Genomic DNA, 24,384 nt, shown 5'->3' on the forward strand with positions numbered 1-24,384 from the left:
AACGTGAAAGGAAACCGTTTTTGTCACCGCAGCCGGGTAGGTTGCAGGCCATGACCTCCATCCACGCCCCCGGGCCGTCCCAGCCGAGTTTCGAGGACCTGGGACGCCATCTTCGCGTGACCACCTTCTGCGTCGTGGACCTGGAGACCACGGGCGCGGGCCCGGATTCGGAGATCACCGAGATCGGCGCGGTCAAGGTGTGCGGTGGCGAACCGCTCGGCGAGTTCCAGACCCTGGTGCGCCCCTCGGTTCCCATTCCGGCGATGATCCAAGTGCTCACGGGGATCACGGACGCCATGGTGGCCACGGCCCCCTCCCCCGCAGAGGTGATCCCGGAGTTCGTGCAGTTCGCTGACGGATGCGTGCTGGTGGCCCACAACGCCCCCTTCGACGTCGGTTTCCTCAAACGCGCCTGCGGGCAGCTCGGCATCCGGTGGCCCAATCCCGTCGTGGTGGACACGGTGACCCTGGCCCGGCGGGTGCTGCCCAAGGGGGAGGTGATCAACTGCAAGCTGGGGACACTCGCTGCCCATTTCCGCGCCACCACCCGGCCCGACCACCGGGCCCTGAGCGATGCGCACGCCACCGTCGAGGTGCTGCACGCCCTTCTGGAGCGAACCGGGCGGCTCGGCATCGACACCGTCGAGGACCTGCGGGAGCTGCTGTTGCACGTCCCCCCGGAACGCCGTGCCAAACGGGTCTGGGCCAAGCAGCTCCCGGAAGCCCCGGGGATCTACTGGTTCGAGCGCGAGGGCCGGGATGCGAACGGGTCTCCCCACACGGAGGTGCTCTACGTCGGCAAGTCACGAAACCTGCGGAAAAGGGTCGCCTCGTATTTCTCGGCGGCGGAGCAGCGCACCCGGATCCACGAGATGGTGCGGGTTGCCACCGGGGTCAGGGGGATCGAGTGCGCCACGGACCTGGAGGCGCAGGTGCGGGAGCTGCGGATGATCGCCGCCCGCTCCCCGCGGTACAACCAGCGTTCCAGGAACCAGCACCGCCTGTGGTGGCTGAAACTGACCAGCGGTTCCTTTCCCCGGCTGGTGGCCACGAGGACCCCGTCCCCGGGGGATCTGTTCTGGGGGCCATTTCCCGGCCTGGCCGCCGCCCGGGAATCGGCTCGTGCGTTCCGCGACGCCTTCGGGGTGCTGGAACGCAGGCACCACCGTTCATCCCGCGGATCGTGGGTGATTCCGGAACCGGAGGGATACGAAACGGGGGTGGAGCGCCTGCGCAACGCCTGGCTGGGTGACGTCAGGGAACTGCTGGCATCGGCCTCCCCCAGGCTGGCCGAGCTGGTGGCGCAGGAGCATTTCGAAGAGGCAGGAGAACTCACCGATCGTCTCCTCGCCGCCCACCAGACCTCCAGGCGTTTCCACCGGGTGCATTCCCTGGCGGGCTGTCCCGAACTGGTGGCGGCCGCCCCGGAGCACGGTGAGTGGGCCGTTCACGTGATCCGCTTCGGGAAACTCGCCGGGGCCGCCCGGGCCCGCACCGCGCAGGTCCCGGAAACCGCCGAGGCCACCCGGGAACTGTCCGAGACGGTGAAAGAAGCTCCCGGCGGGCTGCCCGCCGGGAGCTTCGAGGAGGCCGAACGCATCGCGGACTGGCTGGAGTCGCCCGGGGTCAGGTTCCTGGACACCGTCGGCGACTGGGCCTGGCCCGCGCACTGCGCGCTGGATCAGGAAAGGGTCACCGAGTTGATCACCACGGGGGTGGTGGGGCGGTCCCGGTGATCGGTTTCAGTGGTGGCGATGGCATCCACCACGGCCTGGCTGGCGGGATCCTTGACCTCGCCGAAGATGGTGTGGCGGCGGTTCAGATGCGGGGTGGGAGCCACCGTGATGAAGAACTGGGAGCCGTTGGTCCCGGGCCCGGCGTTGGCCATGGCCAGCAGGTAGGGGCGGTTGAAGGAGAGCTCCGGGTGGAACTCGTCGGCGAAACGGTACCCGGGACCGCCGGTTCCGGTTCCAAGCGGGCAACCGCCCTGGATCATGAACCCGCCGATGACGCGGTGGAAACCGAGTCCGTCGTAGAATTTCCCGGTTTTGGTCTCGCCCGTGTTGGGGTCGCGGTATTCCTTGGTGCCGCCCGCGAGGCCGACGAAGTTCGCCACCGTGGTGGGGGCCTCGTCGTCGAAGAGCTCAATGACGATGTCGCCCTTGGTGGTGTGGAGAGTAGCAGTGCTCATGGGATCCAACCTACAGTCGGCGGCCGAGCGGCGTCAGCGAGTTTCCCGTTGTGTCGCCCCACAGGATCGGATCGTTGTTGCGGGTTTCCCCTCCCCCGCGCCCCAGACCGGGTAGCGTTGGAGATGCTCGATCACGAGCCAACCATTGGAGGAAGCAGTGAAGAAGTCACGACTGACCAAGGCCGCCGCGGAATCTGCCGCCGCCGCCACGGAAGCTGGCCGCAACATCTGGGACGACGCCGTGGAGAGGGCCGCCGCAATTCTGCTGGAAGCCCAGCGCAAGGCCGCCCCCCTGGCACGCAAGGCGGGGAAACGCACGGCGGATTTCGCCTCGAAACGCCTCGACACCTGGGAGCCGCACATCAGGGGCGCGCTCGACCGGGTTCCCCCCGCCGTTGACGCGGCCCATGAGAAGGTCACATCCGAGTTGCTGCCCAACCTGCAGCAGGCCCTGCACAAGGCCGCCGGTCACAAACCCGCGCCCGTGAAGAAACAGAAGCGCAAGGGCGGCAAGTTCAAGAAGTTCGCGAAGTTCGTGTTCATCAGTTCCCTCGTTGCGGGCGCCGTCGCGGCCGTGAGGCATTTCCTGACGCCCAAGGACGACGGCTGGACCGCTCACGAACCGTCGCGCGCCTACATCAACAACAACGACACCTTCGCCACCGCCGCGAAGTTCAACGAGCCCGTCACCCCCACTCCCCAGGCCACCACCCCCACCCCGGAGGCCCCGAAGGAGAGCTTCGGTGAGGGCTCCTACGTTGGCCCCAACCCGCCCGAGGGTTACATCTTCAAGGGCAACGAACGTTCGAAGAAGTATCACGTTCCCGGCACCCGGGGCTACGAACTGACGATCGCCGAGGTCTGGTTCAACTCCGAGGAGGCCGCTGAGGCGGCCGGGTTCACGAAGGCCCAGCGCTGACCCTGATCCTGTTCCTGCTGGCATGCGCCAGCGCATCGGCAGCCGCGGCCCACCTGATTCTGGTGGTGCCGCGGCTGTCTCGTGTTGCGCTCGACCCGGACGATCCTCCGCCCGACTACCCTTCCCTGGCCAGGCCGCGGGATGCCGTCGCGCTGGGTCTGATGGTCCTGGGGTGCGCCTGCGCCCTTTGGCGGGTGCCCGCAGTGCAGCTGCCGCTGTGGTTCGGCTACCTCGGCGCGGGCGGGGCGCTGGTGTGGGTGGATTTCAAGACCACGTGGCTGCCGAAACGCCTGCACTGGATCGCCACCGCCCAGGTGACGGCGGGCCTGGCGGTGGTCGCCGTCCATTCCCCGGGGGTGCTCGTAACGGCCCTGGCAGGGGCTTGTGCGACCTCGGGTGTTTTCTGGCTGGTGTGGCGGTTCTCCGGAAGTTTCGGTTTCGGTGACGTCAGGCTCGGGCTGCTGGTGGGCGCGGCGGCCGGTTCGATGGGCCTCCAGGCATGGACGACGGCACTGCTGGCGGGAACCCTCATCGGAGCCGGCTGGGCGATTGTCCACGCGCTGCGCGGACGCGCCTCGGAACCCTTCCCCTACGGCCCGTCGCTGTGGCTGGGCCCCGTGGTGGCGGCCGCGCTGGCGGGCGGCGGTTGATTCCTCAGGCCCTGGTCGCCTCGATCCAGGCGTCGAGTTTCCGCTGGGCGCTGCCGTCGTCCAGGGCCCGGTTGGCGTCGGCGAGGGTCACCGCAAGCTGTTCGGCGAGCGGCACCACGGAACTCACCCCGCGGTAGGCCAGCAGGGCGGCCGCCGCGTTCAGGACCACGATGTCGCGGACCGGACCGGTCCTGCCCGCCACCAGGTCCCGCACCACCTGGGCGTTGTGCTGCGCATCCCCGCCTCTCAGGTCCGAGGGGGCGGCGGGCGGCAACCCGAGATCCGCCGGATCGAGGGTGGTGCGGTGTACCCGCCCGTCGGCCAGCAGCCACACATCCGAGGAGGAGGTGGTGGTCAGCTCGTCGAGTCCGTCGAAGCCACGGAAAACCAGGCCCCGCACCCCGCGCCTCGCCAGTACCCGCGCCACTACGGGCGCGATGTCGTCGTTGGCCACGCCGAGCGCCATCGCCTGGGGGCGGGCGGGGTTCGACAGGGGACCGAGGAAGTTGAACGTGGTCTGGATCGCCAGCTGCTTCCGCACCCCTGCGACGTGCTTCATCGCGGGATGGTAGAACTGCGCGAAGAGGAAGGTGATGCCCACCTTCCCCAGGACCTCCGCCTGCCGCTCCGGTTCCAACGCGATTCTGATGCCGAGTTCCTCCAGGGTATCGGCGGTGCCGGCCTGCGAGGACGCCGCCCGCGAACCGTGCTTGACCACCTTCGCTCCCGCCGCGGACGCCACCAGGGCCGCCATGGTGGAGATGTTGACGGTGTTGGCCCGGTCACCCCCCGTGCCCACCACGTCCACGGCCTCCCGGTCGAGGGCGACCTGGAGCGCGTTGTCGAGCATCGCGGAGCTGAGGCCCTCGATCTCGTCCTCCGTCTCCCCCTTCGCCCGCAGGGCCACCAGCAGGGCCGCGAGCTGCACCTCGCTGGCGCGGCCCGAGAGGATCTCGTTAAGCGCCCACTGCGCGGCCTCGGTTTCCAGACCCTCACGGCGCACCAGCCCCGTCAGGATGTCCGGCCAGGTGTAGGTCATGCCACCTTCTCCCGCAGCAACCCGGCCACCTGAGTGGGCAACCGGATCGGATCCACCGGATAGGCGGAGATCGCCTCGGCCCGCGACCACGTACCGAGCCACGCATCGGCCACGCGGGCCACCAGCAGCAGCACCGGCGGGCAGGGATCGTACTCCTCCTTGACCTGGTGGGCCAGGCCGATGCCCCCCTCCGGCTGGGCCTCACCATCCAGGATCAGAAGACTGAAACCGGGATCGGCGTCCAGCAGCTTCAGCATGGCCTGCCCGGTGGCCACCTCCTCCACCTCGATGGGAGGCAGATCAGAGGCCACCCTGTGTCCGAGGGCGAGCCGCACCTGCTCCCGCACCGTGCGGTCACTGGAATACAGCAGCACCCTGAGGGTCTCGTCGCTCATAGTCTCTCCTTGGCCACGTGTGACTTCGCAACATCGTAGCCCTCCCGCGGTGACCGCGGGCGGCTGAGCCGATCAACAGGGCATAGGCTGCACGTGTGCGTTTCCTGAATGAGAGGCCCACCACGGACCTCACCTATTCCGATGTGTTCATGGTTCCGAACCGCTCCGATGTCGCATCCCGGCTGGACGTCGACCTGACCTCCACCGACGGGTTGGCGACGCCGCTGCCCCTGGTGGCAGCGAACATGACGGCGGTCTCTGGCAGACGCATGGCCGAGACCATGGCCCGCCGGGGTGGGCTAGCGATCTTCCCCCAGGACATCCCGGTGGAGGTGGTGGCGCAATCCATCGCGAAGGTGAAGCAGTCCCATCCCGTCTTCGACACCGCCGTGACGGTCTCCCCCCACACCACCGTCGGGGAGACCGTCGGTTTGATGGCCAAACGCTCGCACGGGGTGGCCGTCGTGGTTGAATCCGGCCGGGTCGTGGGGCTGGTTCATCCCCAGGACGCGGCGACCGCCGACCGTTTCGCCCAGGCCCGTGACGTGATGACCAGCGACATCATCACCGTCTCGCCGGGCACCGCGCCGAAACAGGTCTTCGACTCCCTCGCGGAACGCCACCAGAAGGTGGCCCTGGCCGTCGACCCGGAGGGGCTGCTGGTGGGGATCATGACCAGCAAGGGGGCGTTGCGTTCGGCCCTCTACACCCCCGCGCTCGACGAGCAGGGCCGCCTGCGCACTGGGGTCGCGATCGGGATCAACGGCGACGTGACCGCCAAGGTGCGGGCGGTGTTGGAGGCGCAGGCCGACGTGCTGGTGGTGGACACCGCCCACGGCCACCAGGAGAAGATGATCGCTGCGCTGGAGCTGGCGCGCGGGGAACGCGACCGGTTCGCCGAGCGCACCGGGAGGCGGGCGCCGATCGTCGCGGGGAACGTCGTGACCGCCGATGGGGTGCGTGACCTCGCAGGGGCCGGGGCCGACATCATCAAGGTTGGTGTCGGACCGGGTGCGATGTGCACCACGCGCATGCAGACCGGTGTTGGCCGACCGCAGTTCTCCGCCGTTCTCGAATGCTCGGAGCAGGCCCGCCGCAGCGGCTGTGCGGTGTGGGCCGACGGCGGAGTGAGGCATCCCCGCGACGTCGCCCTGGCGCTGGCCGCGGGGGCCGGTTCCGTGATGATCGGTTCCTGGTTCGCGGGCACCCACGAGTCCACCGGCGATCAGTTGTTCGACCACGAGGGACGGGCCTACAAGGAAAGTTTCGGAATGGCCTCCGCCCGCGCGGTCAGGCAGCGCACGCGGGAGCAGTCGGCCTTCGACCGGGCCCGCGCCGCCCTGTTCGAGGAGGGCATCTCGTCGTCGCGGATGTACCTGGATCCGCAGCGCCCTGGTGTCGAGGACCTGCTCGACTGGATCACATCCGGGGTGCGCAGTTCCGCCACCTATGCGGGCGCCCGAACGCTCGCGGAGTTCAACGACCGGGCCGTGGTCGGGGTGCAGTCCGGTTCCGGTTTCGAGGAGGGACGCCCGGTCAGCACGAGCTGGTGACCGGGCGCGGGGCTCAGTGGAAGGAGTCGCCGCAAGCGCAGGCGCCGGTGGCGTTCGGGTTGTCGATCGTGAAGCCCTGCTTCTCGATCGTGTCGACGAAATCGATGGAGGCCCCTCCGAGGTAGGGGGCGCTCATCCTGTCGGTGACGACCTTCACGTCGCCATACTCCGTGGCGACATCCCCGTCCAGTTCACGGTCGTCGAAGTACAACTGGTAGCGCAGCCCGGAGCAGCCGCCCGGCTGCACCGCGATGCGCAGGCTCAGGTCAGTGCGGCCCTCGGCCTCCAGCAGGGAACGCACCTTGGAGACGGCGACGTCGGTCAGCACGACGCCCTGGGGAACAGTCTGGGTTTCACTCACAGACCTGAGTCTACTTCTCTTCACGGCTTCACCAAGTCCAGGTGCCGGCCACCCGCTGCGCCAGGGCCTCCAACTGCTCAGCGGTGATGTCAATTTCCCCCACCCCGGGCGGGGTCACGGCGTGCGCCTCCTCGATCCCGGCCAGGCGCAGCTCCCGGGACGACACGAAGTTCCGGCCTGCCACCACGACCACCGGCCTCAGCGCCTCGACACCCAGGCGCGTCAGTTCGGCCACCACGTCCCCGCCGCGACGGTGAAGGTCCAGCACGTCCGTTCCCGTCACGATCACATCGGCCTTGGCGGCCAGCTCCGACAGCCGGTAGCCGTCGACGCAGATCCTGATCCCAGAGGCCACCCGCGCCCCGCAGCCCAGCGCCCACGCACCCAGCCCGCAGAGCGCCCCCGCGGGAGCCCGGTCGGTCACCCCCAGCCGCTCCAGCCAGGCGGCGGCGCGGGAATCCTCCGCCAGCGCCGCCGCGATGCCGGCTCCGGTCTCCCGGCCCCGTTCCGCCAGTGATCCCGTCAGCCCCGTCAGGGCGCGCCCCGCCTCGCGGTGCGGCACCACCATGGTGGTTCCCGCGCGGGCGGGAGTCACCGGCAGCTCCAGCAACTCCCCCAGCTCCGGGGCGGTTACGGCTGTGACGTCCAGGTAATCGGGGCCCTCGGCCAGCATGTCGCACGCCTGACGGAGGTTCTCGGCGGCCAGCACCCGAGCGCCTGGGGAGAATCGCGCCACGGCCTCGGCTAATCCTTCCCCTCCCCCGCTCACGGGTGCGACAGCAACCTGGGCGCCCCTCCCCGCGAAAGCCCCCGCAACGGCGTCGGACGCCCCGGCCGGGCCGAGGCGTCCGATTCGGTCGCAGGAAACCAGGACCCTCACTCGCTCTGGGCGGATTCGAGGCCCGCTTCCGGGTCCGGAATTAGTCCGTAGTACTCGGAGGTGCTGTCGAGCAGTTCCCGTACCTCCTCGAGGGTGGCGTCCACGTCGGGCAGCACGAGGTCGGATTCGACGATCAGGTCGTCGGGCACCTCCTGGCCGTTGCTCCGGACGGCCTCGACGAGCCGCTGGAGTTCCTTGTGGAGCTGTTCCTGGTCCCCGGCCTTGACGGCCTGCTCGACCGCCTCGTCGATCTCGTTGAGTTCGAGCAGCTGCTCGGGCTCCATGGTCCACTGTCCGAGCCCCATGAGACGAACGATCATGCCTGCCCCCCGTTGTTGTTGGTGGTCCTGGTGTTCTCGATCATCGGGAAATTGGATGTGGGTGTGGAGGAGATCTGGGGGTTCGTGGTGCCGGAACCGCCGCTGAGCTGCGCCTTCATGGCGGCGAGTTCGTTCTCGACCGAGGACCCGGAGGCCAGGGCGTCGAGTTCGCGATCGAGATCGCTCCCGACCGAACCCGTGGGATCCTCGAGGGCCCCGGAGGCCAGCAACTCGTCGACGGCCGAAGCACGGGCCTGCAGCTGCAGGGTCTTGTCCTCGGCGCGCTGAATTGCCATGCCGACATCGCTCATCTCCTCGGAGATGCCGGTGAAGGCCTCGTTGATCCGGGTCTGCGCCTCGGCCGCCGAGTAGGTGGCCTTGATCGTTTCCTTGCGGGTCCGGAAGGCGTCCACCTTTGCCTGGAGCCGGGTGCTGGCGCGCACCAGCTTCTCCTCCTCCGCCTGGAGGGCGGCGTGCTGGTTCTGGAGGTCCTGCAGCTGGGTGGTGAGGCCGGCCTTGCGGGTCAGGGCTTCGCGGGCGAGATCCTCGCGGTTGGATTCAAGGGCACGCTGCGCGGTGACTGTGTAACGGTCGATCTCGGAGCTCATCTTCTGGGCCTGGAGTTCGACGCGTTTACGGCTGGTTGCCACGTCCGCCACGCCCCGGCGCACCTTGCGGAGCAACTCGAGTTGGCGCTCATAGGAGTAGTCCAGGGTCTCGCGCGGGTCCTCGTACTTGTCTAGCGTTTTGTGAGCCTTGCTCTTGAACATCAGGGCGATCCGCTCAAAGATGCCTGCCATTGGGGTCCTTCCACTGCTGGTCTATTCCGTCAACCGTACCGTCCCCGGGACCGGTGTGGGGCCGGCACCACCCTGATTCGATCCCTGATGTTGACGGACCGTTAGAATGACCAACCGAATTCACCCAATCCATCCGAAGGCAGATCCCGTGGCACTGTTCCGCCCCTACGAGCGCAAGACCGATCAACCGGGACGCAAACCCTACCAACGGACCCGGTTGGTGCCAGAACCCGACCAGAAAACCGGGACCACCGTCCCGAAGGGGAAGGCCGCCGTCCCGGAGGAGAAGAAGAGCCAGGACGAGAGCGGCCAGAAAACCCGGGAGACTACGCCCGGAGTCGGGGCGCCGGACAAGACCCCGGCCGGGGCCGGGAAGGTGAAGGTGACCCGCCGCCATCCGGTGCGCAAGTCGGAGCCCACCCTCACCCGCAAGCAGGCGGAGGCCGCGAGGATGCAGCGGCTGCACCCGAACCTGAGCCCGAAGGAGCAGCGCAAGGCCGACCGCGACGCCCAGGCCAAGGCCCGGATCGACGCCTGGGACAAGGTGGAGGCTTCACCGGAACGCGTTCTGGCCCGCGACTACATCGACACCCGCTGGACGATCACCGAGTTCATGTTTCCCGCGATGATCCTGATCATGGCCGGAACGATGGCCACGGCACAGTGGCCGCTGATCAGCGTCTCCATCGGGCTCGGGCTGTGGGTGATGCTCATCCTGAGTTTCATCAACACGTGGTTCATCTGGCGGGGCTTCAAGAAACTCCTGCTGCAGCGCGTCCCGAGGGCGAGTCTCAGAGGGTTGCTGATGTACATGTTCAACCGGTCGTTGATGATCCGCCGGTTCCGGCGGCCGACGCCCCGGATCAACCGTGGGGAGACGATATGAGCTACCAGTGGCACCCAACCGCGGGCACCCATGACATGGACGACCTCAGGTCGCAGGACCTGCTGCCCGAGTTCGGCAGCCAACCGGAGGCCGAGGACTGGCTCGGGTTGTACTGGTCCGATCTGCTGGAGGCCGGGGTGACCGAGGTCGCCCTCTGGGATGACGGCCGGCAGGTCCAACCGTCCATGTTCCTGTCGTCCTGACCGCCCGCTTCCCGACGTCCCCGTTCGACGGGCCGCCCCACACAACCGGGCCCACCGCATTCGCGGCGAGGAGCTCTTCGTCGCGAATGCGGTGGGCCCGGTGTGCTTCACGTCCGGCCCCGGCCCGGGGCGATGGGCCTTCAGGCCTCGGTGAAACGAAGCAGGGTGGACTTGCCGAACAGGCTCTCGACGAGGTCGACGGCGAGTTCGGCGGTGGTGTTGCGGATGTCGAGTGCCGGGTTGATCTCGACCAGGTCTATGGACCCCAGCCTCCCGGTGTCGGCGATCATCTCCATGGCCAGCTGAGCCTCCCGGTAGGTCGGTCCCCCGACGACCGGGGTACCAACACCGGGGGCGACCTGCGGGTCCACGAAATCTAGATCGAGGCTTAGGTGGATGTGGGTGTCCCCGTCGATGTCGTGGAGGGCGCGTTCCATGGCGTGCCGCATGCCGGCCTCGTCGAGGAAACGCATGTCGAACACCTCGAGGCCCTTGTCCACGAGCACCCGTTTCTCGCCGGGATCGACGCTGCGCAACCCGACCTGACGGATGTTGTCCACTTCGATGGCGGGTTTCCGGTCCGACATGCCGGTCAGTTCCTCCGGTCCGTCGCCGAGCAGGCAGGCCACCGGCATGCCGTGGATGTTCCCGGAGGGGGTGAGTTCATTGGTGTTGATGTCGGCGTGGGCGTCCACCCAGATGACGCGCAGCTTCTTGCCGGCCCTGCGGCAGTGCGCGGCGATGGCGCTGATGCTGCCGATGGCCAGGCTGTGGTCGCCGCCCATCAGCACCGGCATCCGGCCGTCCGCCAGTTCGGCGGCGACTGCGTCACGCACCGCCCGGTTCCACTCGATCACCTCCGGCAGGTGGCGGTAGCCGTCAACCGGCGGGCTCTGGGGATTCGGCGGCCCGGTGACATCGCCCGCGTCGCGGACATCCACTCCGAAGGCCCGCAGGGCCTTTCCGATACCGGCGACACGCAACGCCCCTGGTCCGAGGCGACAGCCCGCGACACTGGCGCCGATGTCAGTGGGGGCTCCGATGAGAGTCAGTTTCATCCCGCCATGTTAACGACCCGGCCTCCCCTCGGGCCGGGCACCACCGTCCACGCCACGGGAGATCTCGCCAGGGCCGGGATCACCACGTGACGCACCCTGGAACACGAACTGTTTGACACCGCCATCCTCCACCTCCAAGGCACGGGCCTCCCAGATCTAGGCGATGAGTAATGGTGAACCACCCCAGCGCACCGGAACCCTGCCCCCGACGGCGGCCCAGATTCCCTTGAACGTGGTCTCGATGTCGATGTCGGTGGCGCCGACGACACCCCCGAGGATGATGACGAGAATCAGTAGGACCGTCAGTCCGAGGTTCAGCAAACCCTCCCGGTGAAGGTCGCGATCACGTGTCGTTGCCTTCCCGTGCCGGCGGGGAAGGTCATGTCTCATCCCCGATCTGGGTTCCGAGCAGGTTCCTGTAGAACGGGTTGCCCAGGAGCTCGTCGTGGTTCCCGCTGGCCTCGATCCGCCCGTCGTTCAGGACGATGATCCTCTCCGCCATCCTGATCGAGGTGAGGCGGTGGGCGATGACCACGGTGGTCCTGTCCGATCGGAGCCGGGCCATGTTCGCCGAGATCTCGGCCTCCAGGAACGGGTCGAGATTCGCCAGTGGCTCATCCAGGATCAGCAGCTCGGGATCGCGGAGGAAGGCCCGCGCGATCCCCAGGCGTTGGCGTTCGCCTCCCGATAGGTTGGCCCCGCGGTCGCCGATCCTGGCCTCCAGCCCGCCCAGCCGGCGCACCATCTCCGCCAGGCCGGCCCTCTCGAGGGCCTCCCACAGCTGGGCATCGGATGCCTCCGGGCGAGCCAGGGACAGGTTGGAGCCGACCGTTCCGGCGAAGATGTGGCAGTCCTGCGGCACCAGGGCCAGTCGTTCGCGGTGCTCGTCGGGGGCGACGGCCCTCAGGTTCTCACCGTTGAAACGCACCTCCCCCTCACCGGGGTCCAGGAAACGCATCACCAGGTTGGCGATGGTCGTCTTCCCCGCCCCGGAGGGACCCACCAGGCTGATCGAGCGTCCCGGTTCCACGGCCAGGGTGATGTCCTCCAGCACCTTCTCGTCGCCGTAGGCGAACGACACCGATTCGAGGTTGAGCGCTCCCCGCTCACCGGGTCGCGAGCGCAGCCCCGGCTCCGGGGCCGCGGGGATCGGATCCTCCACTTCCAGGATCCCCCGGATTCTCCCTGCGCAGGCGCCGATCTCCCCCACCCGGGCCAGCATCCCGGTCAGGGAGATGACCGGGGCGGTGCTCATCCCGGCCAGCACGATGGCCACGGGCAGGATGTCCGGGGCGATCCTGCCCTCGATGACCCCACCGGTCAATACAACTATGAGGACCAAGGTCGCGATGGCGGTGAGGATCCCACCGCAGGCCTTCTCCACCGACTGCCTCAGTGACTGCCCGATTTTGATCCGCTGGATCGATTCGGTTCCCGACAGGATCGCCGACTCCTGGCGTTCCACCATTCCCAGGCTGCGCAGCTCCCGCTGCCCGTGCACGAAGTCCAGGACCGTGACGCGCAGGTCGGAAAGGCTCTTCCTGAGCCTGATCCCCTGCCTCGTCTGGACTCCCATCAGCAGCAACGGGCAGGCGACCAGCAGCACGCACGCGAGCGCCATCACAAGGCCGATCGGCCCCACCAGCCAGCAGAGAACACCGATCATCAGGGCGGGGCTGATGACCGCGCAGATGGCAGTACTCGCGGTGTGCGCGTAGAACCACTCCAGGGTCTCCGCGTCACCCATGGCCGCGGAGGCCACGTCCCCGGTTCTTCTCCCCTGCAGTCCCAGCGGGGCGATGCGCCTGATCGCCGCATAGATCCGGACCCGGAAGATGTGGAGAATCCGGTAGGCCACCTCGTGGGACCACCAGACCTCGAGCAGGAGGCTCAAGGCGTGAAAGGCGACGCCCCCGAACAGCACCCCGGTCAGCAGCGACAGTCCGGCGTCCGGATCGGCCATCAGGGTGGTGGTGAGCCAGACCGATGTGATGCTGACCGACACCAACGTCAGCTGCGACAGCATGGTGACCACCGTGGAGGCGGCGAACAGACCCCCGCAGGCTCTCAGCATCCCGAACAGGTGCAGTACTTCACGAACAGCGGTTCTCACACGGCCTCCCGTCCAGTCTGCATGGTGACGAGTTCGCCCCAGGGACTCCCGGGTTCCGCCAGCAGTTCCCCCGGAGAACCCTGGCAGGCGACCCGGCCGTGTTCCATGACGATGACGTGATCGGCACTCGATGCGGCGTCGATCCGGTGGGTGACGAGGATCAGGGTCAGGCCCGGATGCTTCTCCCTGATCCCGGCCAGCAGCCGCTGCTCCGTGCGGGAGTCCAGGGCCGAGGTGGATTCGTCCAGGACCAGGACCGGAGTTTCCCTGATCAGCGCTCGGGCAATCGCCAGCCGCTGTTTCTGACCGCCCGAGAGGTTGGTTCCCCGTTCCAGGACCTTCACATCGAGGATGCCGTTCATGTCCCCGGTCTCGAATGTCCTCAGCTCCTGGGCCTGCACCGTTCCCAGGGTGGCCAGCATCTGCGCCTCACCGGCCCCGGGACTGGCCTCGGCGAGAATCTCACGGACGGTTCCGGGGAACAGGAGCGGGTCCTGCGGCACCAGGGTGATCAATCGTTCGACGGGAATGGTGGCAGGGTCCACCCCGCCGACGTGGATCCTCCCTTCAGCGGGCCGGTCGAACCCCATCAGCAGTCCGAGCGCGGTGGACTTCCCCGAACCGGACAGACCGACGATCGCGGTGACGGCGCCGGCGGGAATCCGGAACGATGCCCCGTCCAGCGCGGGTTGCCCGGCCTCCGGATAGCTGTAGACGACGTTGTCGAACTCGATGTCCCCCGCCGGGGGTCTGCCCCATCCCTTCCCGGACGGCCGGGGATCCCCAGAGACCAGCCGGAACAGCGCGCTCATCTGGCTGGCGGCGGAGATTCCGTAGAAGGATTCGTGCCAGAGACTGGAGAGGGCGGTGAACGGCCGGAACAACTCGATGGACAGGAGGATCACCAGGAAAAGCGACCCGAGGGTGAGCGATCCCCCTCTGATCTGGCCGATCCCCAGGACGAGAGCCACGGCGGGTCCCAGCACCTTCATGGCCCCGCTGAGCCCGGTCTCGCCCAGGGAGAGCCGGAGCTGGCCGAGGGTCGAGTCCAGCAGCCGCGTGGACTGCGTCTCCAGCTGCCGTCCGTAGTACCCGGCCGCCCCGAAGGACTTGAGCGTGGTCATTCCCAGCATGGCGTCGATGAAGTCGGAGTTCATGTTCTCGTAGGCGTCCCAGTGCTCCCTTCCCCGCTCGGCGAGCACCCTGTCCCAGATCCGCGGGATGGCGACCACCGCTATGCCGCAGACCAGGAGAATGCCCGCGATGAGCGCGCTGTGCATCCCGATCATCACGGTGATGGCCAGGGCGACGGCCACCGTGACAACAAGTTGGGAGAGGTATTTCACGAAGTAGGGTTCGACCGCCTCGATGCCGTCGGTGAGGACGGAGTGCAGCGCGCCGCTGCGGCCCGCACCGGAACGCATCGGCCCGAGTTCCTCGAACTTGGCCAGCAGCGCGCGCCGCAGGTTGCGTTTTACGACCAGACCGGAACGGTTCTGGGCGATCTCCCCCAGGAACTCGACCAGGGGACGGAGCACCAGGACGACTCCGAGGGCTCCGGCCAGCCACGCGAGCTCGCCCGGGCGCCGCTGCCCCAGAAGTTCGTTGAACAGCGCGGCATTGACCCAGGCCGCCAAGATGAGCAGAGCGGAACTTGTCAGGCCCGCGAGCACCGGGAAACCCAACAACCGGACGCCCACCCCAGCCGCCCTGACGACCGACTGATGCTGCAACAGCATCGATCTCCCTTCCGACAACAGTGGATTCAGGCAAGCGATCAACTGGCACCGGCGTTGTGCGAGGTTTGCCGGGCCACAAACAAATTTAGGTTAGTTAAAGACGAATTGGTAATGAACCTCGGTCTCAATTGGCGATACCGCTCCCCTCGCCACGCACGACGTCCTTGCGGAATCCCGCCCACGGGGCCCACGCGCGGCTCCCCGCCGAAGCCTCTAAGCTGGCCCGGTGAGCACCAACATTCCCGCCCTGAAGACCGCAAAGAGCATCGACCGGGACGCCGACGTCGTCGTGGTCGGCCTCACCAGCGTCGGCGGGACCCCGACCCTCGTCGGGGTGCCGACGGATCTGGAGAAGGCCTGGAGCAAACAGCTCCCGTCACCGCTACTGGACACCGTCGTCGCACTGGGCGCCCGCAGCGAACTCGGCACACTGACCACCCTGCCCCCCGTACCTCAGCGACTCGTCGTGGTCGGCCTGGGCGACGTCGACGTCACCCCGTCGGCCCTCAGGCACGCGTGCGGGGTCGCCCTGCGGAAGATCAGCGGCACGAAGGACGCCGAGAACCTGAACGTCACCATCTCCCTCGAACTGCACGACCCCGAGCTGGCGCGGGCCGCCGCGGAGGGCGCCGTGCTGGGCGCCTACCGCATTCCCCGCATCACCCAGAAACCCCAGAAGAGCTCCGTGGCCGCCATCACGCTCGTGACCGGGCGCGCCCAGCTCAAGGAATCCGTCGAGGAGGCCGGGGTCATCGCGGCCGCCGTGGTACAGGCCCGCGACTGGATCAACACCCCGCCGAACCTGCTTTACCCCGAAACCTTCGCGGAGTCGGCCAAGGCCCACGTCTCGGACCTCAAGGTCGGGGCCGAGATCCTCGACGAGAAGGCCCTCGCCAAGGGCGGCTACGGCGGCATCCTGGCGGTGGGCGGGGGCTCGTCGAGATCCCCGCGCCTGCTCCGTCTCACCTGGGCCCCGCGCGGCGCGAAGTTCCACCTGGCGCTGGTTGGCAAGGGCATCACCTTCGACTCCGGTGGCCTGGACATCAAACCCGCCGGGCAGATGGCCTCCATGACCTGCGACATGTCGGGGGCGGCCGCCGTGATCGCCGCCACCCGGGCCATCGCGGCGCTCGGGCTGTCGGTCAAGGTCACCACCTACGCCGCCATGGCCGAGAACCTGCCCTCCGGCACCGCCTACCGCTCCGCCGACGTGCTCACCATGTTCGACGGAACCACCGTCGAGAACGCCAACACCGATGCCGAGGGCCGCCTTGTGATGGCCGACGCGCTGGGGCGGGCCGGCACCGACTCACCGAACCTGATCGTGGACGTCGCCACCCTGACGGGGGCCTGCATGGTGGCCCTCGGGAAACGCACCGCCGGGCTCATGGCCAGCGACGACGCCACCGCCGATCGCCTGCTCGACGCGGCCGAGGCGGCCGGGGAGGGTTTCTGGCACCTGCCGATCACCGATGACATCCGCGAGGGCCTCAAGTCGGATGTCGCGGATCTGCGGTCCAGCGGCAAGAACCGCTACGGCGGCGCCCTGACCGCGGCCGCCTTCCTGCAGCACTTCATCCCGGAGGGTGTCTCCTGGGCGCACCTGGACATCGCGGGCCCGGCCTGGAACGACGAGTCCCCGTACGGCTACACGCCGCTCGGCGGCACCGGCGCCGCGGTACGCACGCTGGTGGCCCTGGCGACCCAGCTGGCCGGCTGAGAGCTCCAGTCACAACGACATCGCGGGGTACCGATCCGTGGATCGGTGCCCCGCGGTCGTTTCCCGGTGCTCGTCTCCCGGCCGGGAGACGAGCACCGGGAACACACCTCCGGATTTCGTTTGACAGAATTCCTGGACAACTCGGTCCAGAAATAGGTATCCTCGTACCATCCCCGATCAACGAGAAGGAGCAGCGAGGATGCCGCGCCCCCGGAAACCCTTGGCCCCCGAGCGCCGCGCCCTCCTGATGCGCGCCGCCCGCGCTTACTTCGCCCGCCACGGTTACCGCGGAGCGTCCCTGCAGCGGATCCTCTCGGAGGCCGATTTCCCCCGCAGCTCCTTCTACCATTTCTTCCAGGAGAAAAGAGCGCTGTTCGACGCCGCGCTCGCCGACGGCCTGACCCTGCTGGCGGGCCGCATAGAGGTGGCCGATCCCGGCACCCTCACAGCCGAGAGCTACTGGCCCACGGTTCTCGGCCTCGTGGAGGCCCTCGGCAGGGCCTGCCGCAACGAGGACCTGGCCGCCGTTCCCGTGCTCTTCCACCTGCGCGACGCGCCACCGTCGGCGACGCGGGACCGGTTCGAACGGGCCGCCCACCAGTGGTGCACGCTCATGGTGGAGCGCGGCCGCGCCCTAGGAAAGCTCGAGCGGGATCTCCCGGCCGACCTCCACGTGGAACTCACATGGAACATGATGGTGGCACTGGACCGGTGGCTCGCCACCCATCCCGAACACATGGACGACAGCACCCGGATCGCCTGCGTGCTCCTGACCCGGATGCTCAAGGCGGCGGACCAGTGAGCGCCCCGGATGTCCTCCTGCTGGGCGCCACCGGGTACCTGGGACGCCATCTCGCCGCGGAACTGCACCGGCGCGGTCGCCGAATCCGGGCCGTGGTCCGGGACGCACGGCGCGCGGAGAACCCCGGCGCCTGGGGCGCCCCCGCGCTGTCGGGTCTGATCGACGAGCAGATCGTCGGCGATGTGCGGGATCCGGACCTTCAGGACCGGTTGACCGCAGGCGTTGGCAGCGTCGTCTCGGCGCTCGGGGTCACCAGGCAGGGAACCGATCCGTGGAAGATCGATCACGACGCCAACCTCGGCATGCTGCGAGCAGCCGAGAGGAACGGGGTGGGAGGTTTCCTGTACGTGCACGCGCTGGGGGCGGAGCGGTGCCCGGCGCGACTCACCCGCGCGAAGTGCGCCTTCGTTGCCGAGCTCCGTTCCTCACCGGTGACGGGAATGGTCGTCAGTCCGAGCGGCTATTTCTCCGACCTGGCGCAGCTGCTGCTGATGGCGCGCCGGGGCCGGGTGGCGCTGACGGCACCCGGAGCGCGCATCACCCCGATCCACGGGGCGGATCTGGCGGCGGTGTGCGTCGATCACCTCTACCGGGGCGACGGCGGCACCAGGGAGGTCGGCGGCCCGGAGGAACTGAGTTTCCGCGAGATCGCCGAACTGGCGTTCAAGGCCCTCGGCACCCGCCCCAGGATCACCCGCCTGCCCTCCCGCACCTTGGACGCGGTGGCGCTGCTGGCCCGCCCCTTCGCGCCACGCAGGGCCGACATGCTCCGTTTCCTGGCGTGGAACATGCGCACGGACAGCGTCGCGGAACGCACCGGCAGCCGGAGGATCGGCGAGTTCTTCGCCCAGCAGGCCGGGCGCATCGCCTCCCCACCCGGAGGGAATCCATGAGCACCGGCACGCCTAGGCGGCGTTTCCTCTTCGCCCCCGAAACCTTCAACCTGGGTGAGACGTCTCGCGGGGTCGAGGTGGCCCGAGCACTCGCCCGGGCGGGACACGACGTACGTTTCATGGGGTACTCCCGCACCTATGCCCCCTACATCCGGGAGGCGGGTTTCGATCTCGACCTCCTCGCCCCCGAGGTGGACGATGCCCTGGCCGCCGGGTTCTTCGCCTTCGAGCAAGGGCGTTCGCTGCGTTTTCCGTTCACGACGCACACGGTGCGCACCCGGGTGCGAAACGAACTGGACCTGATCGCGCGCTGGCAACCCGACGCGGTGATCATCGGGACGACCCTCACTCTCCTGCTGTCTGCCAGGATCGCCGGGGTGCCGTTGGTGTACCTGCGTCCCTACCCCTTGAGCGCAAGCCACTTGGCTTCGGTCTCTGACCTTCCGCTGTGCGTGCACACAGGTCCCGCCTCTCGTTGCATCAACCGCCTCGCAGGATTCCTGGCCGGGAAACTCGCCAAGCATCTCCGGTGGAAACCAGCGGCTTTCCGCCGCGTTGCCCGCGAACACGGCCTCCGGCTTCCCGGGCGCACCGCAGCAATGCTCGACGCCGATCTGGCGCCGATCGTTTCCCTGTTCCCCCTGCTGGACGGGCGGCCCCTGGTGCCCGGTGAAGTGGCGGTCGGCCCCATCTACGCCCATGCCGCAGGGAACCTACCCCCGGAAGTGGAGGAACTCGCCCGGGAACACAGGCGTCCGCTCATCCACGTGGGCCTGGGTTCCTCCGCCCGCCGCGAGGTGGCGCTTCCGCTGCTCACCGCCCTCGGGGATCTCGATGTGGACGTCGTCTCCACGGCGGGCCGTTACCTAACCCCACGGGATCGTCGTGGGCTACCTGCTTCGGTTCTGGTCTTCGATTTCCTCCCCGCCCACCAACTGGGAGGACTCATCGACGCGTCGCTCATCCACGGGGGCGAGGGGACGGTGCAGACGGCCTGCGCCTCGGGCGTCCCCTTCGCAGGCATCGGCATGCAGATGGAGCAGAAACTCAACATCGAAGAATGCGTGGACTTCGGCAACGCGCTGGCCTTCACGATGCGTGACATCCGCCGGCACAGGATCCCCTTCCTGGTGGAACGGCTGCTCACCGACGCCACCCTGCGGCGACGCGCGCGAGAACTGGCCGCCCTGATGCAAGGCACCGACGGGGCACGGCGCAGCGCCGAGGTCATTCTGCGTTTCCTCGATGATCGGCAATGACTCCCGGGCACACACTCGGGGAGTGCCGCACTGAGACCCTTGGGCATCGCCACTTCGTCCCCACGAAAAGACCCCGTGGCTGATAGCTTGAAGCGGCACCCGGCGCCACCTAACCGACCCGGGAAGGCGCCTGATCCATCGATGAGAAACCAGGAGCCCCCATGCACATGACATTCCGGGAAAGCGAGCTCGACCGCATGGCCCGGTCGGGATGGATGGGGCCGGCTGTCCGGGAAATGCTCGCGCTTCGAGGGCTGCCCACCCCGGTAGAACATCTCGAAGGCATCCAGGACGATGACTGGTGGAAACGCGCCGAACGGGCGGTAGCAGCGCTCCGGGAACATTTCGCGACATTCCGGTTCGGGGAGAGGACGGAGTTCGGGTTGCTGCTGGTCCCTTCCCCGAGAAAAATTGACACCCGTTCCCATCTTCCCTCTGCGGTCCGGAAACAGCAGAGCCCCGGCCTCGGCGAGGATTTCGTGGACCCTGCGCTGGGACAAGGCGTCGATCTCACCCTCCCCATGGTCCCGTGGACCCCGTTCGTCTCGGTCATTGGTCCCCAGGGCATCTCGGCGGGAAGCCACACGGATGTCCGGGATGCTGAGCGGCGACGTTTCGAGGTTCTGGGACACGACACCCGCGACGCCATGACCCGCCAGCTGTGGGGGGCACGTCTGCTTCAATCACCGGCCGGGACGATACCCGACAGTGATTACAACGACACCTGGACGTTCACCCTTTTCCCCGCAGAACCCTTGGTGGACGGAAAGGCCGCATCAGGAACGGTTCTGAAGGGACGAGTACGTTTCCGCTTGGGAAAGAGCAACCGGGGAATCAGCAGCGCCCGAGTCGCCCCCGGCATTCCCGTGCCGTGACCTGCGGCGGGCTCGCCCCGGTACCCGGGCTGGGAAACCGCGGGCCGCCGCGCATTGGGTGGGCGTTTTCTCGGCTGATTCGAGCCGCGGATCTTCTGCTGGAACCGGCTCTATCCGGAGATCCTCTTGTTCCTCGCCCCGTATTCGCGCATGCGTTGCGGATACGGCACCACACCCGCGTCGTAGGCGGGAATGTCGTGGCGGGAGGCGAAGTCGTGGCCGAAGGCGATCGAGGGGATGGCGCGCCGGGTGGATTCCCCGTCGGCGGCCACCAGCAGGATCGACGGTTTGTTGAAGCTGGTCGGCTGCTCCAGCCAGGCCTCGACGCCCCGGCGGGTGGTCACGAAACCGTCCAGATGGTCGAGGAGCACACCGTCCACTTCCTTCTGCTCCTTGGCGACCTTTGCAGCGACCCTGCGTTTCGAGAACCAACCCACCCGAACATTATGCCGGGAGGATGGAAGACTGTCCCGCATGACGCAAGTTCATGATCTGGCCGTCCTGGGCGGCGGCCCCGCCGGTTACGCGACCGCCCTGCGGGCCGCGCAGCTCGGGCTGGACGTGGCACTGGTAGAGGAGAGGGAGCTGGGCGGCACCTGCCTGCATCGGGGGTGTGTGCCCACCAAGGCGTGGCTGCAGGCGGCCAAGACCCGCACCACCGTCGCCAAGGCCGACAGGTTGGGAATCGGCGCCATCCTCACCGGGGTGGACGCAGCCAAGGTGCGGGGTTTCGCGGATTCCCTGGTCTCGGGGCTGCACCGCGGGTTGACCGGTTTGATCCGCTCCCGCGGCATCCGGGTGGTCCCGGGACACGGCCGGCTGGTGGTCGATGCCGAAGGACCTGCCCTCGACGTCGACGGGGAGCTGCTGCGCGCCCACAACGTCGTCCTGGCAACCGGATCGGCCCCCGTGACGCTGGGTCTGCCGACCGACGGGGAACGCATCCTCACCAGCGAGCACGCGCTGCGCCTGGAGCAGCTTCCCGGGCGGGCGGTCATCCTGGGCGGCGGCGTGATCGGCGTCGAGTTCGCGTCCCTCTGGCGCGATCTGGGGGTCGACGTGGTCCTGGTGGAGGCCAGACCGCACCTGCTCCCGAACGAGGATCCGGACCTCGTCGCCGTGTTGGAACGACGCCTGAGGGCCCGGGGCGTCGACCTGCGGCTCGGGGCGAAGGCCGAGGGCATCGTCCGCGACGGCGACCAGGTGCGCTTGGAACTACCCGACGGGACCGTCACCGCGGATGTCGCGCTGATCGCGGTCGGGAGACGCCCCGTCACCGGCGGCCTGGGACTGGAGGAAGCGGGTGTCGCCCTCACCTCCACGGGACACGTGAGCGCCACCCGGGAGCTCGCCACCACCGCGGCGGGGGTGTTCGCGGTCGGGGATCTGATCGCGGGCCCGCAGCTGGCGCACCGCGGCTACGCACACGGCATCTTCTTGGCCGAACAGCTGGCCCATCTGTCGGGTGGGCGCCCCATCCGTCCCCGGCCCCCCGAGGACCGCGACATCCCGCGGATCACCTATTCGAGTCCGCAGCTCGCATCGGTGGGGCTGACCCGGGAGCAGGCAGCGGCGACCGGGGGCTGCGAGGTCTCGGATTTCGACCTGCGCGGCAACGCCCGCGCCCTGATGCTGGCCCCCGGGGACCGCGATGCGGGACTGGTGCGGGTGATCCGGCGTCCGGGCGGCGCACTCGTCGGTGTGCACCTCGTGGGAGAGGACATCGCGGAACTGATAGCGGAGGGTACCCTGATGGTGGGTTGGCAGGCCACCCCCGACGACGTGAAGGACCTGATCCACCCGCACCCGAGCCTCAGCGAGGCACTGGCTGAGGCGAACCTCACCCTCGCCGGGTCGGCCCTGCACATGCACGCCTGATTGAAGGATAGGCTTGGAACGGATAGCGACGCGCCAGACACAAAAGGAGCCATTGTTCACATGTCAACCGAAGTAACACTCCCGGCACTGGGCGAGTCGGTCACTGAAGGCACCATCTCCCGCTGGCTTAAGGCCGTCGGCGAGACCGTCGAGGTGGACGAACCCTTGTTGGAGGTCTCCACCGACAAGGTGGACACCGAGATCCCCTCCCCCGTGGCCGGTACCCTCCTGGAGATCAGGTTCAACGAGGACGACGTGGCGGAGGTCGGCGCCGTTCTGGCCGTGATCGGCGAGGCCAGTGAGGCTCCCGCCCCGCAGGCAGCACCCGCGCCCCAGCCCGTCGCCGAGGCCGCCCCCGCTCCAGCACCCGCCCCCGCTCCTGCGGCACCTCCGGCACCCGCCACGCCGCAGGCCGTTCCTGCGGGCAACGCGACCGAAGTGGTGCTCCCCGTTCTCGGTGAGTCGGTCACCGAGGGCACCGTCTCCCGCTGGCTGAAGGCCGTCGGCGAGACCGTCGAGGTGGACGAACCCCTGTTGGAGGTCTCCACCGACAAGGTGGACACCGAGATCCCCTCCCCCGTTGCGGGCACCCTCCTGGAGATCCGCGTCGCAGAGGACGAGACCGCCGCGGTCGGGGCCGTTCTGGCGCTGGTCGGCGATGCCGCCGTCGCTCCCCCGGCACCCGCTCCCGCAGCACCCCCGGCACCCGCGGTCACCGCTCCCGCAGCTGCACCGACGGCACCCGCGGCACCCCCAGCTGCTCCCCCAGCACCCGCTGCGTCGGTCATGGCGCGCCGCGCCTCTGCCGACGAAGGGGTCTACGTCACCCCCTTGGTCCGCAAGCTCGCCGCGGAGCACGGCGTCTCCTTGAGTTCCGTTCAGGGCACCGGTGTCGGCGGCCGCATCCGCAAACAGGACATCCTCGATGCCGCGGAGGCCGCCAAGAAGGCCGCTTCCGCACCCGCCCCCACCGCCGCCGCGGTGGCGAGCGCGCCCGCCACCGCGGCCCCCCAGGTTGCCGCCGTCTCGGAGGAAGCAGCGAAACTGCGTGGCACCACGGAGAAACTGTCACGGATGCGCAAGGTGATCGCCGAGAGGATGACGGAATCGCTTCGGGTGGCCTCGCAGCTCACCGCCACCGTCGAGGTGGACGTGACCGCCATCTCGAAACTACGCAGAGCGGCGAAGGATGAGTTCAAGAAGCGCGAGGGCGCATCCCTGTCCTACCTGCCGTTCATCACGAAGGCCACCATCGAGGCCCTGAAGGCGATGCCCGCGCTCAACGCGTCGGCCGACTTCGAAGCGGGTACCGTGACCTACGCGTCGCAGGAGAACATCGGCATCGCAGTCGACACCGATCGCGGTCTGATGGTTCCCGTGATCCAGGACGCCGGGGACCTGAACCTGGCCGGGCTGGCCAAGCGCATCGGCGACCTCGCGGCCCGCACCCGCGCAGGGAAGGTCGGCCCCGACGAGCTGAGTGGCGGCACCTTCACCATCACCAACTACGGCTCGGCGGGAACCCTGTTCGACACCCCGATCATCAACCTGCCGCAGGTCGCGATCCTCGGCACCGGCGCGCTGGTGAAGCGGCCCGTGGTGGTCACCGACGCCCTGGGCGGTGACACCATCGCCATCCGGGACATGATGTACCTGTCGCTCACCTACGACCACCGCCTCATCGACGGCGCCAAGGCCGCCCGCTTCCTCAGCCTGATCAAGGCCCGCCTGGAAGCCGGTGACTTCGCCGGCGACCTGGGGCTCTGATCCCACGAGTTGATTGGCCCGGGCCGCGACGAAGAAGCGGCCCGGGCCAATACTTCTTGAGCCGGACCGCAACGAAGGAGCAG

At 68.4% G+C, this 24,384-nt stretch carries 25 protein-coding genes; 13 read left to right on the forward strand and 12 right to left on the reverse strand.

The features are described from left to right. Positions 1-50 precede the first annotated feature (50 nt). Positions 51-1,736 (forward strand): DEDD exonuclease domain-containing protein, encoded by a 1,686-nt coding sequence (locus EL272_RS09960; RefSeq protein WP_061788315.1) that lies wholly within the window; start codon positions 51-53, stop codon positions 1,734-1,736. Here the strand turns inward: EL272_RS09960 and EL272_RS09965 are convergent. After that, positions 1,682-2,191, reverse strand: a complete 510-nt coding sequence (locus tag EL272_RS09965; RefSeq protein WP_041696543.1) for a peptidylprolyl isomerase — start codon at positions 2,189-2,191, stop codon at positions 1,682-1,684. The genes EL272_RS09960 and EL272_RS09965 overlap by 55 nt on opposite strands. A 157-nt stretch (positions 2,192-2,348) precedes the next feature. Here EL272_RS09965 and EL272_RS15950 point away from each other — a divergent pair, with 157 nt between their 5' ends. Further along, entirely contained in the window at positions 2,349-3,110 is a 762-nt protein-coding gene (locus tag EL272_RS15950) for a sunset domain-containing protein (RefSeq protein ID WP_061788303.1), read from the forward strand. Between the two features lie 65 nt (positions 3,111-3,175). Then, positions 3,176-3,760, forward strand: coding sequence for an A24 family peptidase (locus tag EL272_RS09975; RefSeq protein WP_123824193.1), 585 nt, complete (start codon positions 3,176-3,178; stop codon positions 3,758-3,760). Positions 3,761-3,764: 4 nt separating this feature from the next. Here EL272_RS09975 and trpD read toward each other — a convergent pair whose 3' ends face one another. Then, positions 3,765-4,799 (reverse strand): anthranilate phosphoribosyltransferase, encoded by a 1,035-nt coding sequence (gene trpD / locus EL272_RS09980; protein WP_014847074.1) that lies wholly within the window; start codon positions 4,797-4,799, stop codon positions 3,765-3,767. Further along, positions 4,796-5,194, reverse strand: coding sequence for a chemotaxis protein CheY (locus EL272_RS09985; protein ID WP_014847075.1), 399 nt, complete (start codon positions 5,192-5,194; stop codon positions 4,796-4,798). Before EL272_RS09985 ends, trpD begins: the two co-directional genes overlap by 4 nt. A gap of 95 nt (positions 5,195-5,289) precedes the next feature. Between EL272_RS09985 and EL272_RS09990 the strand changes: the two genes are divergently transcribed. After that, the gene (locus EL272_RS09990) at positions 5,290-6,747 is read left to right on the forward strand and encodes a GuaB1 family IMP dehydrogenase-related protein (protein WP_014847076.1); all 1,458 of its coding nucleotides are present in this window, start codon (positions 5,290-5,292) and stop codon (positions 6,745-6,747) included. A 13-nt stretch (positions 6,748-6,760) separates the two neighbouring features. Here the strand turns inward: EL272_RS09990 and EL272_RS09995 are convergent, their stop codons facing one another. The 4 genes from EL272_RS09995 to EL272_RS10010 form a co-directional block, all read right to left on the reverse strand. Then, on the reverse strand, positions 6,761-7,108 hold the full coding sequence (locus tag EL272_RS09995; protein WP_095532224.1) for a HesB/IscA family protein: 348 nt from the start codon (positions 7,106-7,108) through the stop codon (positions 6,761-6,763). A gap of 28 nt (positions 7,109-7,136) precedes the next feature. Next, positions 7,137-7,844, reverse strand: coding sequence for a glycerate kinase (locus tag EL272_RS10000; protein WP_123824191.1), 708 nt, complete (start codon positions 7,842-7,844; stop codon positions 7,137-7,139). 140 nt (positions 7,845-7,984) lie between these two features. Further along, positions 7,985-8,308, reverse strand: a complete 324-nt coding sequence (gene pspAA / locus EL272_RS10005; protein WP_014847079.1) for a PspA-associated protein PspAA — start codon at positions 8,306-8,308, stop codon at positions 7,985-7,987. Next, the gene (locus tag EL272_RS10010) at positions 8,305-9,108 is read right to left on the reverse strand and encodes a PspA/IM30 family protein (protein WP_014847080.1); all 804 of its coding nucleotides are present in this window, start codon (positions 9,106-9,108) and stop codon (positions 8,305-8,307) included. Before EL272_RS10010 ends, pspAA begins: the two co-directional genes overlap by 4 nt. A gap of 148 nt (positions 9,109-9,256) precedes the next feature. Between EL272_RS10010 and EL272_RS10015 the strand changes: the two genes are divergently transcribed. Both EL272_RS10015 and EL272_RS10020 read left to right on the forward strand, forming a co-directional pair. Continuing rightward, the gene (locus EL272_RS10015; protein WP_159424572.1) at positions 9,257-9,994 is read left to right on the forward strand and encodes a DUF3043 domain-containing protein; all 738 of its coding nucleotides are present in this window, start codon (positions 9,257-9,259) and stop codon (positions 9,992-9,994) included. After that, on the forward strand, positions 9,991-10,197 hold the full coding sequence (locus EL272_RS10020; RefSeq protein WP_014847082.1) for a hypothetical protein: 207 nt from the start codon (positions 9,991-9,993) through the stop codon (positions 10,195-10,197). The genes EL272_RS10015 and EL272_RS10020 overlap by 4 nt, the downstream gene beginning before the upstream one ends. Positions 10,198-10,337: 140 nt before the next feature. Here EL272_RS10020 and rocF read toward each other — a convergent pair whose 3' ends face one another. The 4 genes from rocF to EL272_RS10040 form a co-directional block, all read right to left on the reverse strand. Further along, positions 10,338-11,255: an arginase gene (rocF, locus tag EL272_RS10025; protein ID WP_014847083.1), complete on the reverse strand. Its 918-nt coding sequence runs from the start codon at positions 11,253-11,255 to the stop codon at positions 10,338-10,340. Positions 11,256-11,411: 156 nt separating this feature from the next. After that, positions 11,412-11,645: a hypothetical protein gene (locus tag EL272_RS10030; protein ID WP_061788301.1), complete on the reverse strand. Its 234-nt coding sequence runs from the start codon at positions 11,643-11,645 to the stop codon at positions 11,412-11,414. Then, positions 11,635-13,368 carry an ABC transporter ATP-binding protein gene (locus EL272_RS10035; protein WP_061788300.1) on the reverse strand — a complete coding sequence of 578 codons (1,734 nt, stop codon included), beginning with the start codon at positions 13,366-13,368 and terminating at the stop codon, positions 11,635-11,637. The genes EL272_RS10030 and EL272_RS10035 overlap by 11 nt, the downstream gene beginning before the upstream one ends. Beyond that, on the reverse strand, positions 13,365-15,107 hold the full coding sequence (locus EL272_RS10040; protein WP_061788299.1) for an ABC transporter ATP-binding protein/permease: 1,743 nt from the start codon (positions 15,105-15,107) through the stop codon (positions 13,365-13,367). Before EL272_RS10040 ends, EL272_RS10035 begins: the two co-directional genes overlap by 4 nt. Positions 15,108-15,333: 226 nt before the next feature. Here EL272_RS10040 and EL272_RS10045 point away from each other — a divergent pair, with 226 nt between their 5' ends. From EL272_RS10045 to EL272_RS10065, 5 genes are all read left to right on the forward strand, one after another. Further along, entirely contained in the window at positions 15,334-16,827 is a 1,494-nt protein-coding gene (locus EL272_RS10045; protein WP_061788298.1) for a leucyl aminopeptidase, read from the forward strand. Positions 16,828-17,026: 199 nt separating this feature from the next. Then, on the forward strand, positions 17,027-17,629 hold the full coding sequence (locus EL272_RS10050; RefSeq protein WP_014847088.1) for a TetR/AcrR family transcriptional regulator: 603 nt from the start codon (positions 17,027-17,029) through the stop codon (positions 17,627-17,629). Then, entirely contained in the window at positions 17,626-18,522 is an 897-nt protein-coding gene (locus tag EL272_RS10055) for an SDR family oxidoreductase (protein ID WP_014847089.1), read from the forward strand. The genes EL272_RS10050 and EL272_RS10055 overlap by 4 nt, the downstream gene beginning before the upstream one ends. Further along, positions 18,519-19,781, forward strand: coding sequence for a glycosyltransferase (locus tag EL272_RS10060; protein WP_061788297.1), 1,263 nt, complete (start codon positions 18,519-18,521; stop codon positions 19,779-19,781). The genes EL272_RS10055 and EL272_RS10060 overlap by 4 nt, the downstream gene beginning before the upstream one ends. A 161-nt stretch (positions 19,782-19,942) precedes the next feature. Beyond that, positions 19,943-20,656 carry a hypothetical protein gene (locus EL272_RS10065; protein ID WP_061788296.1) on the forward strand — a complete coding sequence of 238 codons (714 nt, stop codon included), beginning with the start codon at positions 19,943-19,945 and terminating at the stop codon, positions 20,654-20,656. A 110-nt stretch (positions 20,657-20,766) separates the two neighbouring features. Here EL272_RS10065 and EL272_RS10070 read toward each other — a convergent pair whose 3' ends face one another. After that, entirely contained in the window at positions 20,767-21,093 is a 327-nt protein-coding gene (locus EL272_RS10070) for a hypothetical protein (RefSeq protein WP_041696547.1), read from the reverse strand. Between the two features lie 37 nt (positions 21,094-21,130). On the opposite strand from EL272_RS10070, the gene EL272_RS10075 reads away from it, so the two are divergent. Both EL272_RS10075 and sucB read left to right on the forward strand, forming a co-directional pair. Next, positions 21,131-22,534, forward strand: coding sequence for a dihydrolipoyl dehydrogenase (locus EL272_RS10075; RefSeq protein WP_014847093.1), 1,404 nt, complete (start codon positions 21,131-21,133; stop codon positions 22,532-22,534). 60 nt (positions 22,535-22,594) lie between these two features. Then, on the forward strand, positions 22,595-24,301 hold the full coding sequence (gene sucB, locus EL272_RS10080) for a 2-oxoglutarate dehydrogenase, E2 component, dihydrolipoamide succinyltransferase (RefSeq protein WP_061788295.1): 1,707 nt from the start codon (positions 22,595-22,597) through the stop codon (positions 24,299-24,301). Positions 24,302-24,384 lie beyond the last annotated feature (83 nt).

Source organism: Arachnia propionica (genome assembly GCF_900637725.1).
In the GTDB taxonomy this organism is placed as follows: Bacteria; Actinomycetota; Actinomycetes; order Propionibacteriales; family Propionibacteriaceae; genus Arachnia; species Arachnia propionica.

Excerpts from the sequence above, each read along its gene's own strand:
- EL272_RS10020 (WP_014847082.1), top strand. The coding sequence starts at position 9,991 with ATGAGCTACCAGTGGCACCCAACCGCGGGCACCCATGACATGGACGAC.
- EL272_RS09960 (WP_061788315.1), top strand. The coding sequence starts at position 51 with ATGACCTCCATCCACGCCCCCGGGCCGTCCCAGCCGAGTTTCGAGGAC.
- EL272_RS10065 (WP_061788296.1), top strand. The coding sequence starts at position 19,943 with ATGCACATGACATTCCGGGAAAGCGAGCTCGACCGCATGGCCCGGTCG.
- rocF (WP_014847083.1), bottom strand. The coding sequence starts at position 11,255 with ATGAAACTGACTCTCATCGGAGCCCCCACTGACATCGGCGCCAGTGTC.
- trpD (WP_014847074.1), bottom strand. The coding sequence starts at position 4,799 with ATGACCTACACCTGGCCGGACATCCTGACGGGGCTGGTGCGCCGTGAG.
- EL272_RS10060 (WP_061788297.1), top strand. The coding sequence starts at position 18,519 with ATGAGCACCGGCACGCCTAGGCGGCGTTTCCTCTTCGCCCCCGAAACC.
- EL272_RS10010 (WP_014847080.1), bottom strand. The coding sequence starts at position 9,108 with ATGGCAGGCATCTTTGAGCGGATCGCCCTGATGTTCAAGAGCAAGGCT.
- EL272_RS10040 (WP_061788299.1), bottom strand. The coding sequence starts at position 15,107 with ATGCTGTTGCAGCATCAGTCGGTCGTCAGGGCGGCTGGGGTGGGCGTC.
- pspAA (WP_014847079.1), bottom strand. The coding sequence starts at position 8,308 with ATGATCGTTCGTCTCATGGGGCTCGGACAGTGGACCATGGAGCCCGAG.
- EL272_RS09985 (WP_014847075.1), bottom strand. The coding sequence starts at position 5,194 with ATGAGCGACGAGACCCTCAGGGTGCTGCTGTATTCCAGTGACCGCACG.
- sucB (WP_061788295.1), top strand. The coding sequence starts at position 22,595 with ATGTCAACCGAAGTAACACTCCCGGCACTGGGCGAGTCGGTCACTGAA.
- EL272_RS09965 (WP_041696543.1), bottom strand. The coding sequence starts at position 2,191 with ATGAGCACTGCTACTCTCCACACCACCAAGGGCGACATCGTCATTGAG.
- EL272_RS10050 (WP_014847088.1), top strand. The coding sequence starts at position 17,027 with ATGCCGCGCCCCCGGAAACCCTTGGCCCCCGAGCGCCGCGCCCTCCTG.
- EL272_RS10075 (WP_014847093.1), top strand. The coding sequence starts at position 21,131 with ATGACGCAAGTTCATGATCTGGCCGTCCTGGGCGGCGGCCCCGCCGGT.
- EL272_RS10030 (WP_061788301.1), bottom strand. The coding sequence starts at position 11,645 with ATGAGACATGACCTTCCCCGCCGGCACGGGAAGGCAACGACACGTGAT.